The sequence below is a fragment of the Virgibacillus dokdonensis genome (assembly GCF_900166595.1).
GTDB lineage: Bacteria > Bacillota > Bacilli > Bacillales > Amphibacillaceae > Virgibacillus > Virgibacillus dokdonensis.
Genome location: NZ_LT745763.1, coordinates 3934494 through 3948769, shown reverse-complemented (window position 1 = coordinate 3948769; position 14276 = coordinate 3934494). Strand labels below are relative to the sequence as shown.

At 37.6% G+C, this 14276-nt stretch carries 12 protein-coding genes, 4 tRNA genes, 2 rRNA genes, 1 pseudogene and 1 other annotated feature; of the genes and pseudogenes, 15 read left to right on the top strand and 4 right to left on the bottom strand.

Features of this window, described 5'->3' with window-relative positions:
• Window positions 1-107 precede the first annotated feature (107 nt).
• Window positions 108-746, bottom strand: a complete 639-nt coding sequence (gene gerD, locus B2C77_RS19910; protein WP_077706615.1) for a spore germination lipoprotein GerD — start codon at window positions 744-746, stop codon at window positions 108-110.
• Between the two features lie 224 nt (window positions 747-970).
• Here gerD and B2C77_RS19905 point away from each other — a divergent pair, with 224 nt between their 5' ends.
• Window positions 971-1609 carry a KinB-signaling pathway activation protein gene (locus B2C77_RS19905; protein WP_077706614.1) on the top strand — a complete coding sequence of 213 codons (639 nt, stop codon included), beginning with the start codon at window positions 971-973 and terminating at the stop codon, window positions 1607-1609.
• Window positions 1610-1890: 281 nt separating this feature from the next.
• On the opposite strand, the gene pdaB is transcribed toward B2C77_RS19905, so the two are convergent.
• Entirely contained in the window at window positions 1891-2649 is a 759-nt protein-coding gene (gene pdaB, locus B2C77_RS19900; protein ID WP_077706613.1) for a polysaccharide deacetylase family sporulation protein PdaB, read from the bottom strand.
• Between the two features lie 968 nt (window positions 2650-3617).
• Between pdaB and B2C77_RS19895 the strand changes: the two genes are divergently transcribed.
• The 7 genes from B2C77_RS19895 (at window position 3618) to B2C77_RS19865 (ending at window position 7155) form a co-directional block, all read left to right on the top strand.
• A complete protein-coding gene (locus B2C77_RS19895) occupies window positions 3618-3839 on the top strand; it encodes a hypothetical protein (RefSeq protein WP_073012091.1) in 222 nt (73 codons plus the stop codon).
• A 516-nt stretch (window positions 3840-4355) separates the two neighbouring features.
• Window positions 4356-5920, top strand: a 16S ribosomal RNA gene (locus B2C77_RS19890).
• A gap of 155 nt (window positions 5921-6075) precedes the next feature.
• A tRNA-Ile gene (locus tag B2C77_RS19885) sits at window positions 6076-6152 on the top strand.
• 19 nt (window positions 6153-6171) lie between these two features.
• Window positions 6172-6244: transfer RNA gene (locus B2C77_RS19880), tRNA-Ala, on the top strand.
• Window positions 6245-6531: 287 nt separating this feature from the next.
• Window positions 6532-6758 (top strand) — a sequence feature (23S ribosomal RNA rRNA prediction is too short).
• A 55-nt stretch (window positions 6759-6813) separates the two neighbouring features.
• Window positions 6814-6929 (top strand): 5S ribosomal RNA (gene rrf / locus B2C77_RS19875).
• 72 nt (window positions 6930-7001) lie between these two features.
• Window positions 7002-7076 (top strand) — tRNA-Asn (locus B2C77_RS19870).
• Window positions 7077-7082: 6 nt separating this feature from the next.
• Window positions 7083-7155, top strand: a tRNA-Thr gene (locus B2C77_RS19865).
• A 348-nt stretch (window positions 7156-7503) separates the two neighbouring features.
• On the opposite strand, the gene B2C77_RS19860 is transcribed toward B2C77_RS19865, so the two are convergent.
• Window positions 7504-8301, bottom strand: coding sequence for an ETX/MTX2 family pore-forming toxin (locus B2C77_RS19860; RefSeq protein WP_077706612.1), 798 nt, complete (start codon window positions 8299-8301; stop codon window positions 7504-7506).
• Between the two features lie 573 nt (window positions 8302-8874).
• Between B2C77_RS19860 and B2C77_RS19855 the strand changes: the two genes are divergently transcribed.
• Genes B2C77_RS19855 through B2C77_RS19845 form a run of 3 tightly spaced genes read left to right on the top strand, consistent with a single transcriptional unit; the run spans window position 8875 to window position 10912 of the window.
• Window positions 8875-9063, top strand: coding sequence for a hypothetical protein (locus tag B2C77_RS19855; protein ID WP_077706611.1), 189 nt, complete (start codon window positions 8875-8877; stop codon window positions 9061-9063).
• Window positions 9060-10448, top strand: a complete 1389-nt coding sequence (locus tag B2C77_RS22230) for an HNH/ENDO VII family nuclease (protein ID WP_254844012.1) — start codon at window positions 9060-9062, stop codon at window positions 10446-10448. The genes B2C77_RS19855 and B2C77_RS22230 overlap by 4 nt, the downstream gene beginning before the upstream one ends.
• Window positions 10449-10462: 14 nt before the next feature.
• On the top strand, window positions 10463-10912 hold the full coding sequence (locus tag B2C77_RS19845) for an SMI1/KNR4 family protein (protein WP_077706610.1): 450 nt from the start codon (window positions 10463-10465) through the stop codon (window positions 10910-10912).
• A 298-nt stretch (window positions 10913-11210) separates the two neighbouring features.
• Here the strand turns inward: B2C77_RS19845 and B2C77_RS22605 are convergent.
• Window positions 11211-11399: pseudogene (locus tag B2C77_RS22605) on the bottom strand (tyrosine-type recombinase/integrase); the annotation flags it as partial.
• A 190-nt stretch (window positions 11400-11589) separates the two neighbouring features.
• Here B2C77_RS22605 and B2C77_RS19835 point away from each other — a divergent pair.
• The 4 genes from B2C77_RS19835 (at window position 11590) to B2C77_RS19820 (ending at window position 14196) form a co-directional block, all read left to right on the top strand.
• Window positions 11590-12393 (top strand): TrmB family transcriptional regulator, encoded by an 804-nt coding sequence (locus B2C77_RS19835; RefSeq protein WP_077706609.1) that lies wholly within the window; start codon window positions 11590-11592, stop codon window positions 12391-12393.
• A gap of 93 nt (window positions 12394-12486) precedes the next feature.
• Entirely contained in the window at window positions 12487-13203 is a 717-nt protein-coding gene (locus B2C77_RS19830) for an AzlC family ABC transporter permease (protein WP_077706608.1), read from the top strand.
• A complete protein-coding gene (locus B2C77_RS19825; protein ID WP_077706607.1) occupies window positions 13200-13526 on the top strand; it encodes an AzlD domain-containing protein in 327 nt (108 codons plus the stop codon). Before B2C77_RS19830 ends, B2C77_RS19825 begins: the two co-directional genes overlap by 4 nt.
• Window positions 13527-13992: 466 nt before the next feature.
• Window positions 13993-14196, top strand: a complete 204-nt coding sequence (locus tag B2C77_RS19820; RefSeq protein WP_176087377.1) for a hypothetical protein — start codon at window positions 13993-13995, stop codon at window positions 14194-14196.
• Window positions 14197-14276 lie beyond the last annotated feature (80 nt).

Below are 14276 nucleotides of genomic sequence, written 5' to 3'. Positions count from 1 at the left end.
TAGAAAAGTCGCAAAATCAACAATAAGACATCAAAACGTGGCTTTAAAGTTTACGCTTATACCTGTTATGACCGTATGTCAGTGTTCGTGGTAGAAGCAGGATAGTGTTAGCCACCACCACCTGATTCTTCTGTACCTCCATCGCTACCGCCTTCACTTTCTTTGTCTTTACCCTCTTCCTTTGGTTGCTTTCCTTGCTTCTCAGCTGCTTTTAATAATGTCTCTTGCATTTTTTCTTGGAAAAGTGGTGTTTCTAGCGTTTGTTGAATCGTTTCTTCAAGATGCTCTCGAAATTGTTGGCTTTTTACTACTTGAAGCATTTGATCTGTCATTTCTGGGTTTTGTAATAATTCAAGCATCTGTTTTTGGTAATCTGCATCATTCATTAGCCGCTTCATAAGCTTCATATGTTCTTCTTGCATTGATTTTGTATATTCTTTTACAAAGTCGGTATCTTGAAATAAGATCGTCCACATCTGTTTTCCTTTTTCTGATACGAGTGCCTCGTTAATTGATTTTTTAACAACGTCAGAGTCCAGAACTAGTTCCTGTTTCAACTTTTCATCGGTCATTAATTCACGAATTGCCTTTTTACCCTCTTCCGTTTGTAATATATCAACAACCATTTTCTTTGTTGTATCATAATCTCCTTCTTTGTCCGAGGTATTTCCATCGGTACAGCCACTAATAACTATGAAAGAAACAATGGCAACGATGCCAAGGATTTTGAATCGATTCGTCTTCAATTGGAAACCCTCCTTTCTTCTCTGTTTTAATGTGTGTGAATAACATGAAAAATATTCGTTTCGTAAGGAAAAAACGGTTACTTCATGGTAGAATACGGGAGGAAGGTTTTGTTGTAGATAAAGTGCTTCGTTCTTCATAAGGAGAGAGGATGTTTATTTATAAAAACTTTCCGTGACGGTGAAAAATATAGACAGAAACGTTACATATATAGGGGGATGGAACGTTGAACACGAGAAAATTAGTCAATTTCTTTTTTAAAACATTGCTAATAGGCGGTTTAGCAGGGCTTATTACAAGCTTTTTTGTAAAAGCAGAGGACTACGCAGCTATTCTTAATCCAATGAATTGGATGGAGTTATTAGGGCTACTTATCTTTTTTATAGGGTTAGGTCTTGTGTTTAGTGTAGTCAGTCAGACTGGTTTTTTTGCATACTTGTTTATTAATCGCTTTGGGCTAGGACTATTTCGTTCTTTTTGGCCAACCGTACAAGTACTTCTCATTGCATTTGTATTGTTTGATCTGATTTATTTTCCATATCAAGCTACAAAAGGTGAGGTGGCTATCTATTGGTATATTCTTATGGCTTTAGCTATATTAGCCTATGGGTGGATTGTTGCGACGATTAAAGCAAAGGAAACGAATAAGCAAGCATTTATTCCTGCTTTATTTCTAATGGTAGTGATAACAACGGTCGAATGGGTGCCAGGATTGCGGACGGAAGGTACGGATTATGCTTGGTTAATGATCATTCCGTTGTTAGCTTGTAACACATATCAATTGCTGGTACTTCATCGCATTAATCCGAGTAAGTCTCAAAAGCAGGATGTATCTAAAACAACTACGAAAAAAAAGAAGGCATAAATGCACTTTGGTGGAGATAAAAGCCAGAATGTAATTTCGTAATATTCGTGTTGTAGGTGTCTACTTGTGAAAAAAACAGTGAAACAAAATAAAAATGCGTCGATCATTTTGTCGACGCATTTTTATTTTGTTTACACTATTAGGAAGATATTAAATTTTTAGGGTTTCATAGTATAGTATAAGAAAAACGACGGCGCTCTATCGTCATAAAGACTTTGGCGATAGCAAGTTATTTCTAATAAAAATAGCTAGAATGCTAGTCCAAATTCTCGAATTAGTAATTAGTCAACGAATTCAGTGCTAGCGTGTGCTTGATTTATTAGTTCAGTCATAGAAACAAACGAAAACCCTTTGTTTTTCAAGCCAGGTAGAATCGTTTCCAGCGCTTTCGCTGTATGTTTGACCGAATCAGAAGCATGTAGTAAAACAATATCTCCATTCGTGGTTTGCTTCATGACATTATCTACAATTGTATCTGAGCCAGGATTTTTCCAATCGTTTGGATTCACGTTCCAGTGAATGACGTTATATCCCATATTCTCAGCTGTTTCAATAATTTCTTTATTAAAATGACCGTTAGGGGGTCGTAATAAACGCAAATCTTCATACCCTAATTTACCAAAAACTTCTTGGGCTTTTCGCAAATCTTTTTTTACCGTGTCCAATTCTCTATCCAAATAACTTTTATAGCGATAACCAAGCATTCCTAATTCATGTTTGTTTTCCGTGATTTTTTCAACAATAGCCGGATGTCTTTCTGCCCACTCTCCACTTATAAAAAAAGTTGCTTGTACACCTTCTTCTTTTAGTTCTTTTAGAATGTCATGAACGCGTTCTTCTCCCCAGCTAATATTAAAAGTTAGGGCAATATTATTTTCGTTTGCGTTTCCTTTTGACATAGCTGATGGTTCCTTGTTGGAGAAAACCGTAAATTCCCCGTTCCACTCTAACCATAAAAATGTTGCTGTAAATAGAGCAACAACAGCTACAGTTAACCACCGTTTCCACTTATTGAAACGCCATACATAAAAATGTTCCACAATCTTTCCTCCCTCTTAACATTTTGTTTTTCAGAAGCGTGAAATAACACGCCTAGTCCATTTATTGTTTATTTCCACTTTTGCTTCCCATAAATAAGGAATGTTCCAATTCCTCATACATGTGGTGTATATCCGTGCTTGGCTATGATGAAAATCGACGATAAGCCATTTGGCATTACAAGTAAGTAAACAGGTGAACGAATCTGTATCATGGCTTGTCCGCGTAAAATGAAAAGAACGATGCAGGTTATATGTTATAAAAGAACATTACTAAAAGGTATGTAGTCATACGAGATTTAAGAACTAATTTATTTCAACTATGCAATAGTATAGAAATGAAAGAGCCTATAATATTACGAGAGAAAAATTCATAAAGACTTGGCGATTAGCCACGTCCTTTAATAAAAAATACCTCAATGCGTTTGTTGTAGAAGCAGCTCCACTAAATGAGATTTATTTTAACTTGGTTGTAGATTCGTAAGATATGCTAACTAATTTTAGGCATGATTTTTATTTATAAAATAGAATAAATAGATACTTGCGTGAAAACTTTTGTTAAAGGAACGCTATAACATTCCTTGATAGAGACTAGTTAGTTCTAAGTACATCATAAAGTTGTAATAAGGTTTACAATAATTGAGAATCAAAACTTGTGTAGCCAATCAGCTTTATTGTTGAATTAACCTAGTTAATAAGTGAGTCTTTAACAAGTGGGAGGCTTTTCATTCACTTAAGTCTCTTATGAAATAGGGCATTTAAAGCTTCTAGCCATCAGGATTATCCAACATGTATCTTTCAAATCAGCATCTCTGTTAATAAAAATTAGTAAAATAATGATTAAAAACCGACATAATTCGGGATGATCTGCGAATAATTTTATATACCTGTTTGTATGATTTTAAAGGAGTAGGAAAGACTGAAAAACAGAAAACAACTAGAATTATAATAACGATGAAGGCGGTGCAAACATGTTAGGATTACTAATTAATAACATAGAGCAAAGGGAACTGGAATATTTAATCAGACGAGAGTTGGAAGAGCTATTAATGGATTTAGAGGATTCTCGAATAGATAAAATAGTAAAAGATTCTATGCGTGAAAGATACCAAATGTTGTTTCAGTTATTTCGCAGAGTAGCTAATGAAAAAGAGTGTTTGAAATACATGCCAAAAAAAACTTTAAATAATTAATAAGCGCTAAATAGAGTAGCTTCCTTTTCTGCTAGAGCATGTATGATTTAAATAGGCACTTCTAAATCAATAGAGGGTCTCTAATCGGCAGTAAATGAAGAGAAGAGATTCTCATTATATTATAAATGTATGGACGAGTAAGGCACTGTATGAGGTATGAGAATGGTACTCTGTGTAAGAATTAGGGGGAGTTTGTATATGTAAAAACAAAAAATTAGTTTTTCCTATTGCTATTTTAAAATATATATGCTATAGTAAATTCTGTTGTCATTAAACGACAAATCAACAGAGAAAAACGAGAAAAATATTTTCGAAAAAAATGTTGACAACTACTTGAAAACATGATAAATTATATCTTGTCGCAAAAAACGACAGATAAAAAATTGCTCTTTGAAAACTGAACAAAACAACCAGTATGTCAAGGAAAAACAAACCCTGTTTTTCTTAAGAAATAAACTGAGAGAAATCTCAGAAGAAGCTAAGAATGATGAAGAACGGTGTTCATCATCACAAACTTTTATGGAGAGTTTGATCTTGGCTCAGGACGAACGCTGGCGGCGTGCCTAATACATGCAAGTCGAGCGCGGGAAGCAAGCAGATCTCCTTCGGGAGTGACGCTTGTGGAACGAGCGGCGGACGGGTGAGTAACACGTGGGCAACCTACCTGTAAGACTGGGATAACTCCGGGAAACCGGGGCTAATACCGGATGAAACAAAGCGTCGCATGACGCAATGTTAAAAGGCGGCATATGCTGTCACTTACAGATGGGCCCGCGGCGCATTAGCTAGTTGGTGAGGTAAAGGCTCACCAAGGCAACGATGCGTAGCCGACCTGAGAGGGTGATCGGCCACACTGGGACTGAGACACGGCCCAGACTCCTACGGGAGGCAGCAGTAGGGAATCTTCCGCAATGGACGAAAGTCTGACGGAGCAACGCCGCGTGAGTGATGAAGGTTTTCGGATCGTAAAACTCTGTTGTTAGGGAAGAACAAGTGCCATTCGAATAGGTTGGCACCTTGACGGTACCTAACCAGAAAGCCCCGGCTAACTACGTGCCAGCAGCCGCGGTAATACGTAGGGGGCAAGCGTTGTCCGGAATTATTGGGCGTAAAGCGCGCGCAGGCGGTCCTTTAAGTCTGATGTGAAAGCCCACGGCTTAACCGTGGAGGGCCATTGGAAACTGGAGGACTTGAGTACAGAAGAGGAGAGTGGAATTCCACGTGTAGCGGTGAAATGCGTAGAGATGTGGAGGAACACCAGTGGCGAAGGCGACTCTCTGGTCTGTAACTGACGCTGAGGTGCGAAAGCGTGGGTAGCGAACAGGATTAGATACCCTGGTAGTCCACGCCGTAAACGATGAGTGCTAGGTGTTAGGGGGTTTCCGCCCCTTAGTGCTGAAGTTAACGCATTAAGCACTCCGCCTGGGGAGTACGGCCGCAAGGCTGAAACTCAAAAGAATTGACGGGGACCCGCACAAGCGGTGGAGCATGTGGTTTAATTCGAAGCAACGCGAAGAACCTTACCAGGTCTTGACATCCTCTGACACCCCTAGAGATAGGGCATTCCCTTCGGGGACAGAGTGACAGGTGGTGCATGGTTGTCGTCAGCTCGTGTCGTGAGATGTTGGGTTAAGTCCCGCAACGAGCGCAACCCTTGATCTTAGTTGCCAGCATTTAGTTGGGCACTCTAAGGTGACTGCCGGTGACAAACCGGAGGAAGGTGGGGATGACGTCAAATCATCATGCCCCTTATGACCTGGGCTACACACGTGCTACAATGGATGGAACAAAGGGCAGCGAAGCCGCGAGGCCAAGCAAATCCCATAAAACCATTCTCAGTTCGGATTGCAGGCTGCAACTCGCCTGCATGAAGCCGGAATCGCTAGTAATCGCGGATCAGCATGCCGCGGTGAATACGTTCCCGGGTCTTGTACACACCGCCCGTCACACCACGAGAGTTGGTAACACCCGAAGTCGGTGAGGTAACCTTTTGGAGCCAGCCGCCGAAGGTGGGACCAATGATTGGGGTGAAGTCGTAACAAGGTAGCCGTATCGGAAGGTGCGGCTGGATCACCTCCTTTCTAAGGAATTATACGGAAACCGACTAAATTCGCCACGTCCTGTGGCGACGTCGGCATGACCTGCATCATGCAGGCCCAACATACTTGGTTGTTTGGTTCAGTTTTGAGAGAGTGATGGAATAGTATTGTATCATTCTATTTTATAGTTATAGGATGGGCCTGTAGCTCAGCTGGTTAGAGCGCACGCCTGATAAGCGTGAGGTCGGTGGTTCAAGTCCACTCAGGCCCACCATCTGAATAATTAAGTATACGGGGCCTTAGCTCAGCTGGGAGAGCGCCTGCCTTGCACGCAGGAGGTCAGCGGTTCGATCCCGCTAGGCTCCATTTTTGTACCTTGAAAACTAAATAAGAGTAACAACGACATCAAACCAAAAGCGGAAGCGAATGTTTAGCGATGTACAGACTGGACTGACTCGAAGGAGATAAAGGAAACACGATGAACGTAAGTGAATTGATGTTGACTTATCGTACGAAGAGGAAGGAAGTCATGCTAATCGCTATGAGCTGAAGCTAGAAAACCAAAAGCTGAAAAGCAATATGCTTATTCATAGATAAAAATGTAAGATTAGTTAAGTGAATAAGGGCGCACGGTGGATGCCTTGGCACTAGGAGCCGAAGAAGGACGGGACTAACACCGATATGTCCTGGGGAGTCGTAAGTAGACATCGATCCAGGAATTTCCGAATGGGGGAACCCGCTGCTCGTAATGGAGCAGTACTTCTATCTGAATTCATAGGGTAGAAGAGGCATACCCGGGGAACTGAAACATCTCAGTACCCGGAGGAAGAGAAAGCAAACGCGATTTCCCGAGTAGCGGCGAGCGAAACGGAAGNAAAACGATTATAATAAGATTTGTGCCTCTTTGAAGCACAACATAACAGATAGCAACTTTGCCTGGTAGTAATGGCGGAGAGGTCACACCTGTTCCCATGCCGAACACAGTAGTTAAGCTCTCCAGCGCCGATGGTAGTTGGGACTTTGTCCCTGCAAGAGTAGGACGCCGCCAGGCTTTTTACTATACATATTTTTGTATTTGCTTTTTCATTATGTGGTATAATAAAAACGTGATGTATTCAATTATTCCACAGTAGCTCAGTGGTAGAGCAATCGGCTGTTAACCGATCGGTCGTAGGTTCGAATCCTACCTGTGGAGCCATTTAACGCTTCCATAGCTCAGTCGGTAGAGCACCACCATGGTAAGGTGGGGGTCAGCGGTTCAAGTCCGCTTGGAAGCTCTCTTATAAACGTTGATATCATAGGCTTTTACTCTAACGAGAGTAGAAGCCTATTTTTTTGTGGCATTTTTGCCGACCAATTCGTTGTTTAAAGTAATTTATATTGGTTTTTACTGGTTCTTAACATCATTTAATTGCAAAATATCGTATTAGAACAGGAAGAAGTAAGCGTAATATTTATGTTGGTTCTGGTACTAGGGCTATTAAGTAAGCATATTGATAGCTAGCAGTAATAAGTGTGATTAGAATAAATAAACAAAGGAATAAAGCCACATAAAGTAAAAATTAGTATGCTTGTTTTCATGCGGCTTTATTATTGACTAGAATCAAATTGTGTTTAATTCTCTGTTAATCTATTGGAATAACCTTTGTTTTAACTAATTTACTTTCTTCTACAGTGTCTGCCTTTTCAGCAGTTACATCATAAATATTAACTATTAGATTTGTACCGTATTCAACTTTAAATTTCCCTTTACCCTTTGCTCGAACTTGTTTACTATCGTTAGGAGATTTAATCAACCCATATGTGTTATCTGTCATTTCTATAGCCTTTCCTATTGGGTATATCACTCCATACGATCCAAAGCATGTTAATACATCAGCAAACAACTCTACGTTTCCTGACGTAGTATTTTTTTCAAAATATACTTGAGCTTTGTATATCTTATTCGCTGGTACTGTAACAGGCTGTGGTGGCGATGCAATGGTAGTTGTAATGCTAGTGGTTTGTGTGTCTGTGTGATTAAAATTATATTCAAGAGTTTCTTTAACTTCCCCACTAGCTACAAAAGGAATGCCGGTCTTTCCTCCAACTTCTGTAGATGATGAGAAACCATGTTCTGTGGTAGTAGACTTTGAAGTCGTAACCTCTTGACTAAAAGAAGCAGTATAGTAGGTTTGTTCTAGAGGTGTAGTATTGTTGAAAGTATTTTCACCAAGAAATAAAGGTGTTACATTTGTGACATTACTTGATTCGATGTTCACACCCGAGTAATATATGGCATCTGTCCAAGATATACATGGACGACACCAGTAAGTATTTACTGCTAAACCATCGGAAGGAATTGCAGCTACCATGTCAGCAATTGTTTTATCAATATCTTGGATAGCTCCTTGTGTTCCAGTGTTTTTGATATTTTCATTCATAATAAATTCCACCTTTATAATTTTAGTAATATTATTACATATTATTATAATAATGTAAATTTTTATTTAATTTACAAATTGGGAGAAACAGGGTTATAAAGAAAAGCCACTTTTGGACGAACAACAACAAGAGGAAATAATTAATAAGCTGTTAATGGCTGTAGCAAATGATTTAACTGTCATATTCTAGTATTTTGATAAGCACGATTTTTATAAAATAAAAGGTAAGATAACCAGTATTAATAAACATAATAAATACATAAGTCTAGCTGGGCAATGTTTGCCTTTTGAATGCATTATGGATGTGTGGATAAAATGAAGTGAGCACATCATTTTTTTATTAACGATACCATCTTCTGTAACTATAGATGAAATTAGTTACAAGAGATGGTGTTTTTATATATTCAAATAAAGATTAAAAAAGTTTAAGTAGTAAAAAACACCTATGTAAAAACAAGGAAAAAAGATGCATGGTGTATGGGTTATTTTACCATTAAGATTTATATAGAGGAAGAAAACTGAAATGTCTTAAAAGCAAGGGGATTAAAAGTATAGGGAGAAGGGGGATAGTTTGTGAAGCGTGACTTACAAATTAATTATGGGGTTTTAGATGATATTATTGGCGAACTTCGGACATATAAGTGTGCTTTAGAAAAAATGGACGATTCACTTGATAAAGTGAGTACCTTTGTGCAAACAAATGAGGGGAAAAGTGTTGAAGCATGGGATCAGAACATTAGCGATTTCAAGAAATTACGATGATGCGTGTGGATCGTAATGATATTTGGGCGAATCTAAAGCAAATAGAGGGCGGTATTACCGATAATCTGTTTAAGGCACTAAACAAAAGCTATCAGCAACCTGCTTCATTTTTCGGTATGTTTGATGACCCAACGGATGCGGAAAAAGAAGCAAGTGAGATCAACCGACGCCATATGGAGAGAATTCAAACGAGTATTGAAGCAACCAGAAAAAAGCTAGAACGTAATATGGACGAGTTATGGGATTTATATAATTCCAAAGTAAAAAGATTTGAAAATGCAGATGATGAATACAATAACTTGGCCGGAAACGTAAAAAGGAAATATACGAACTTCTTTGAAGGTGTCATGGACGTTGTCAGTAGTGTTAATAAAGCTGTCGATGATTTTGAAAAAGGAATAGTCAACAGCATTGCTGGCATGGTCACGGGACTGCTAACCGTAGTTAAGGATGCAGGTGTTGTTGCCGCATCTGGTGTTGTTCCCGATCCTGTGGAGCCATCTTGGTTAAAAGAAAGTGCAGATGAAACAGTTGATGCCTACACACGAGCTGCGATACAATTCTTACAAGACCCTATACGTGCGGTTGAATCAACTGCCCAAGCCTTCACAGATACTGTGGAAAGTGAAGGAGTTATGTACGTTACTGGTGGGACCATTCCTGCCTTAATACCAGGTAGTTTGGCTGTCAAAGGAGCTTCAGGCGTTGCAAAACTAGGTGCAGGCGCAGCAAGAAAAGCGCCGAAGTTATTAGGTAGTAAGCCTTTTAGCGGCAACTATTATCGGAAAAAGGTTGATGCAGCTAAAGCTGGAATGGCTAAAGTGACAGAGAAGTTCACTTTTGGTAAAGACTATGCCCTTTCAACTGGTGGCGCAAACTTTATACTAAGAGATAAAGTTCTTGAGAACCACGTCAATCCGCAGATGGTTAATATGGAGAATAGCGGAGGGAAAAGGGTAGAGACTAAAGGTACGGGCAAAGAATATAAAAACTATAAGGCTGTAGAGTATAATGGGACTACTACAATTAATGGAAAAGTTAGAGATACTAGTAGACGCGTCTATCAAAGAATAGATATTGATTACAAGAGAAGAGATCCAAAAACTGGGAAGTCAAATTATCAATTAATGAAAAAAGGAAGTCCTCCAATTTGGAAAGATGGAACTAAAATAGAACTTCATCATTTAATCCAAAGAGAACCTGGGTCAATGGTGGAGCTCCCGAATAGTATGCATAAAGAATATGATAGGATATTGCATGGTTTAGTGGAGAATGGAGGAAGCTTTAGAAATGACCCTGTTTTGAAAAAACAATATGAAAACTTTAGATCGAAATATTGGAGATGGAGATGGAGAGCTAAACAAATAGATAAAGGTGAATTATAAAAGGAGAAATCTGAATGAATAAAGAGGAATTGATCAATTTTATTAATGAGCATAAGGAATCAGATGACTTTACAGGGGGAGTAGATGAAAGTCAAATTAATTCTATCCAAAATGAGCTAGGGGTGGAATTACCAAAAAGTTATAAGTGGTTTTTAAGTAATTATGGGTCTGGTGGTTTATATGGTGTAGATATTTTAGGAGTGGCTAAGTCTAATATTGCTACTGTTATTATTGAAACGGAGAGTTATAGGGAGTTAGGAATGAGTGAGAATTTAGTAGTTATTGAGGATATAGATGAATATGCCTACTGTTTAGATACAAGCAATATGGAGAATGATGAGTGTCCAGTAATAGCGTGGAATAAGCAAGGAGGACTTGATGCCTACAATACGGCGGAAAATTTTTATGAGTTTTTATCACAAAGGTTATTGGATGCAAAAGAAGCATGGGAAGAAGATTTTTAAGGTGGATAAATAGAAAGAAATTAATAAATGAGATTGCTCTGAAAAACTCTTGATGGTTGTACCATCAAGAGTTTATATAATGATATTTTGTTTATAAAAGATTGCCATATAATTATGCGAGATGGTATTTTAATCTAATGAATTAAGTTTATATAGCTAACTATAAAGCACTCGATTGTCTATTAGGTAACAGGTGTTTTGGTTATTATGGTAAGCGTAAAATAATAGCCCACACCTATTACGTTGAACTGCTCCCTGTCAAGAAGACAGTGAAAAAATAGTTGAGATGCTTAAATTACTAGGTGAAGAAGCGCATTAATGATAGAAAGAATTTTACGTAAGTTTTCAGAAGATAATTTGTATGTTCTTTTATATCATTATGCAGAGACTGGATATCTCTAGGAGTTATTTCTTGTAATTCAATATTCCCAAGTTGATTAATAATAAATTTATCTACTAAATATTTGTAGTTGGAGTAAGTGTTCCTTTTTACATTTGGTTATATAGTACGGATTAAGTTATTATTTCGTTTCATTTATTTGGATTATTCAATATATAATAGATCAAGTAATAGAAGGTGAAGTATTGGATTATTCAGAACGATCAATTATATACTTGACAAAGTGATACATATACTTTAATTTAGTAGTTATTAAATAAACTACTAAGGTGATTAAATGGAAAAAAAATTAATTCATCAATTAGAAAAGTTAGGGTTTTCTACTTATGAATGTCGTACTTATATTGGATTACTAAAGCACTCACCAATTACAGGTTACGAAGTGAGCAAACGAACTCGAGTTCCAAGATCAATGATTTATGAAGTCTTAGGAAAACTCTTAGACAAAGGCGCTATTTACACTGTTCCAACGGAGCCAGTTACATATTCTCCAGTAAATCCAGTACAATTAATTGAAAGAATGAAACAAGATTTTGATGAGTCGTTTACCTTTTTGTCTAAAGAATTAGCATCTATTGAGTCTGAACAAGAGGTGAACACCATTTGGCGGATTAAGTCGAGTGATTTTGTATTAGAAGAAATGAACAGTCTTATACAACGAGCTCATCAAGAAGTTTTACTTTCACTATGGCATGAGCAAGCGAAAGTTTTGCAACCGACAATTAAGAGACAAGAAGAATCTGGAATTGAATTCTTCTCTTTACTTTTTGGAGCTGAACAGATGCAATTTGGTCATACATATCATCATAACTATATGAGGCCAGAAGTTGTCAGTGAACGAATGGATGGTTATTTGACGATTGCTGCTCGTGATCATCAAGAAGTCATTATTGCGAACTTTTTAGATAATGGTTCTGCCTGGGCGGTAAAAACAGAAGATCCTGCACTCGTCCTCGTGGCGGAAGAATATATAAGACATGATATTATGATTGTAGAAATCACAGAAAAATATGGCGCAGAAAAGCTGGATCAGTTATGGCGTAAACGTCCTGACTTGAAGAGAGTAGTAAGTGGAAAATAATAATTTTTTGAGTAACGATCCTTATTTTAGGATCGTTCTCTTAAACTAATTTTTATAGTTGTTAGTTTACAAACTACTAAAGGGAGTGCTGTTATGGAATATACAAATAGAGATGAAAGTATGATGGTAAAACCATTTTGGCAAGGAGTAAAAGATTGTTTACCAACCGTTTTAGGTTTTTTAGGGATTGGTTTAGCAGCTGGTGTTGTACAAACTTCAGCTGGAATGAGCCCTTTTGAGGTGCTACTTATTTCTATGCTACTTTATGCCGGATCTGCCCAGTTTGTTGTGGCTGGAATGATTGTTGTTGGAGCACCAATAATTTCAGTAGTTGTTGCTATTTTTATTGTTAACTTACGTTATTTATTATTAAGTGCTTCATTAGCACCACATTTTCAAGCTTTTAGTTTAAAACAAAATGCACTGAATGGTTTTTTATTAACGGATGAAACTTACGGAGTTATTGCAAACGAAACATTAAAAAATAAACCACTTAAATTTGAATGGTTAATGGGATTAAATTTAACTGCTTATGTGAATTGGATTGTGGCGAATGTAGCAGGTTCATACTTCAGTACTTGGTTATCTAATCCTGAGAAATTTGGAATGGACTTTGCCTTATCAGGAATGTTTATTGGTCTAATTGTTTTACAATTTCTTAGTCGAAAACGCTGGGGTATAGATTTAGTTGTTTTTACAACAACTGTTGCTATGATGCTAATTTTAAGTCAGTTTATTACTGTTGGTGGATTACATATTATTTTTGCAACAGTCGTAGCTGCAACTATAGGGATGGTGATTAAAAAATGACAATGGATTTAACTTTATTGGTGATCGTTATCTTTGGGACAATTGTAACATTTTTACCTAGAAGTGCTCCGCTTATGATGTTAAGTCAGATGGAGATACCTAGTAAGGTTATTGAATGGCTTGAACATATTCCTATCGCTGTTATGACAGCACTAGTTGTTCAAGAAGTTCTCATTCCTAATCATGAATTTAGTTATGTTATAGGTAATTTACGGTTACTTGCTGCTCTTCCGACAATTTTAGTTGCTTTATTTACTCGAAGTTTATTATTAACTGTTATTGTAGCAATGTGCAGTATGGCTAGTTTGCGATTCTTTTTTTAAGTAGAAAAACTCCTATCCAATATCAGCAGTGAAGATGTTGGATAGGTTTTATTTATGTATTATGGTCTAAATTATTTACTTGAACCTCATTAATTTCACCCTTTAACTTATTTCATTCCATTTTTTAGTGCTTTTTTTTACAAGCTTGATTGTTTCTTCGTCTAGTTCACCGTCATAGCTCATTTCCGTTTTTTAACTCTTGTACAACCTTACTTTCTTTCATGTTTTTTCTTTTAGGATAATCTGATAAACCTAAAAGAAAGTCTGAAGCAGCAGGAGGCGGTGTAGGAGCTATTCAAGCTTTTATTCTAAGTAAAGGTAAAAAAGAAGCCCAAAGAGTTTTCAAAAACAGTCGTTAGCCGATTGAATGCTTGGCTTGGGGAGCTATTAAATTAGGCAGCAGGAGCGGCGGTGGTGATTGCTAAACAAATTGACAAAAGGGATAAACATCCTAATAACGACCTTTATGCAAACAAATGAAGGGAAAAGTGTTGAAGCATGGGATCATAACATTCGCACCTCGAAAGAAAAAATTTCTAATTATGCGACACAGATCTATGATTTACTATCACTATTTGAAAATTACGTAACCGACACTACAAGATATATTTCTCCAATTTCAAGGCACACAATGATGCGTGGGGATCGTAATGATATTTGGGCGAATTGAAGCAAATAGGCAGTAATCTGTTTAAGGCACTAAACAAAAGCTACCAGCATCCAAGTATAAACTTGATGTACCTCAATTCG

Excerpts from the sequence above, each read along its gene's own strand:
- B2C77_RS19895 (WP_073012091.1), top strand. The coding sequence starts at position 3,618 with ATGTTAGGATTACTAATTAATAACATAGAGCAAAGGGAACTGGAATAT.
- B2C77_RS19860 (WP_077706612.1), bottom strand. The coding sequence starts at position 8,301 with ATGAATGAAAATATCAAAAACACTGGAACACAAGGAGCTATCCAAGAT.
- B2C77_RS19835 (WP_077706609.1), top strand. The coding sequence starts at position 11,590 with ATGGAAAAAAAATTAATTCATCAATTAGAAAAGTTAGGGTTTTCTACT.
- B2C77_RS22230 (WP_254844012.1), top strand. The coding sequence starts at position 9,060 with ATGATGCGTGTGGATCGTAATGATATTTGGGCGAATCTAAAGCAAATA.
- B2C77_RS19825 (WP_077706607.1), top strand. The coding sequence starts at position 13,200 with ATGACAATGGATTTAACTTTATTGGTGATCGTTATCTTTGGGACAATT.
- B2C77_RS19830 (WP_077706608.1), top strand. The coding sequence starts at position 12,487 with ATGGAATATACAAATAGAGATGAAAGTATGATGGTAAAACCATTTTGG.
- B2C77_RS19845 (WP_077706610.1), top strand. The coding sequence starts at position 10,463 with ATGAATAAAGAGGAATTGATCAATTTTATTAATGAGCATAAGGAATCA.
- B2C77_RS19820 (WP_176087377.1), top strand. The coding sequence starts at position 13,993 with ATGCAAACAAATGAAGGGAAAAGTGTTGAAGCATGGGATCATAACATT.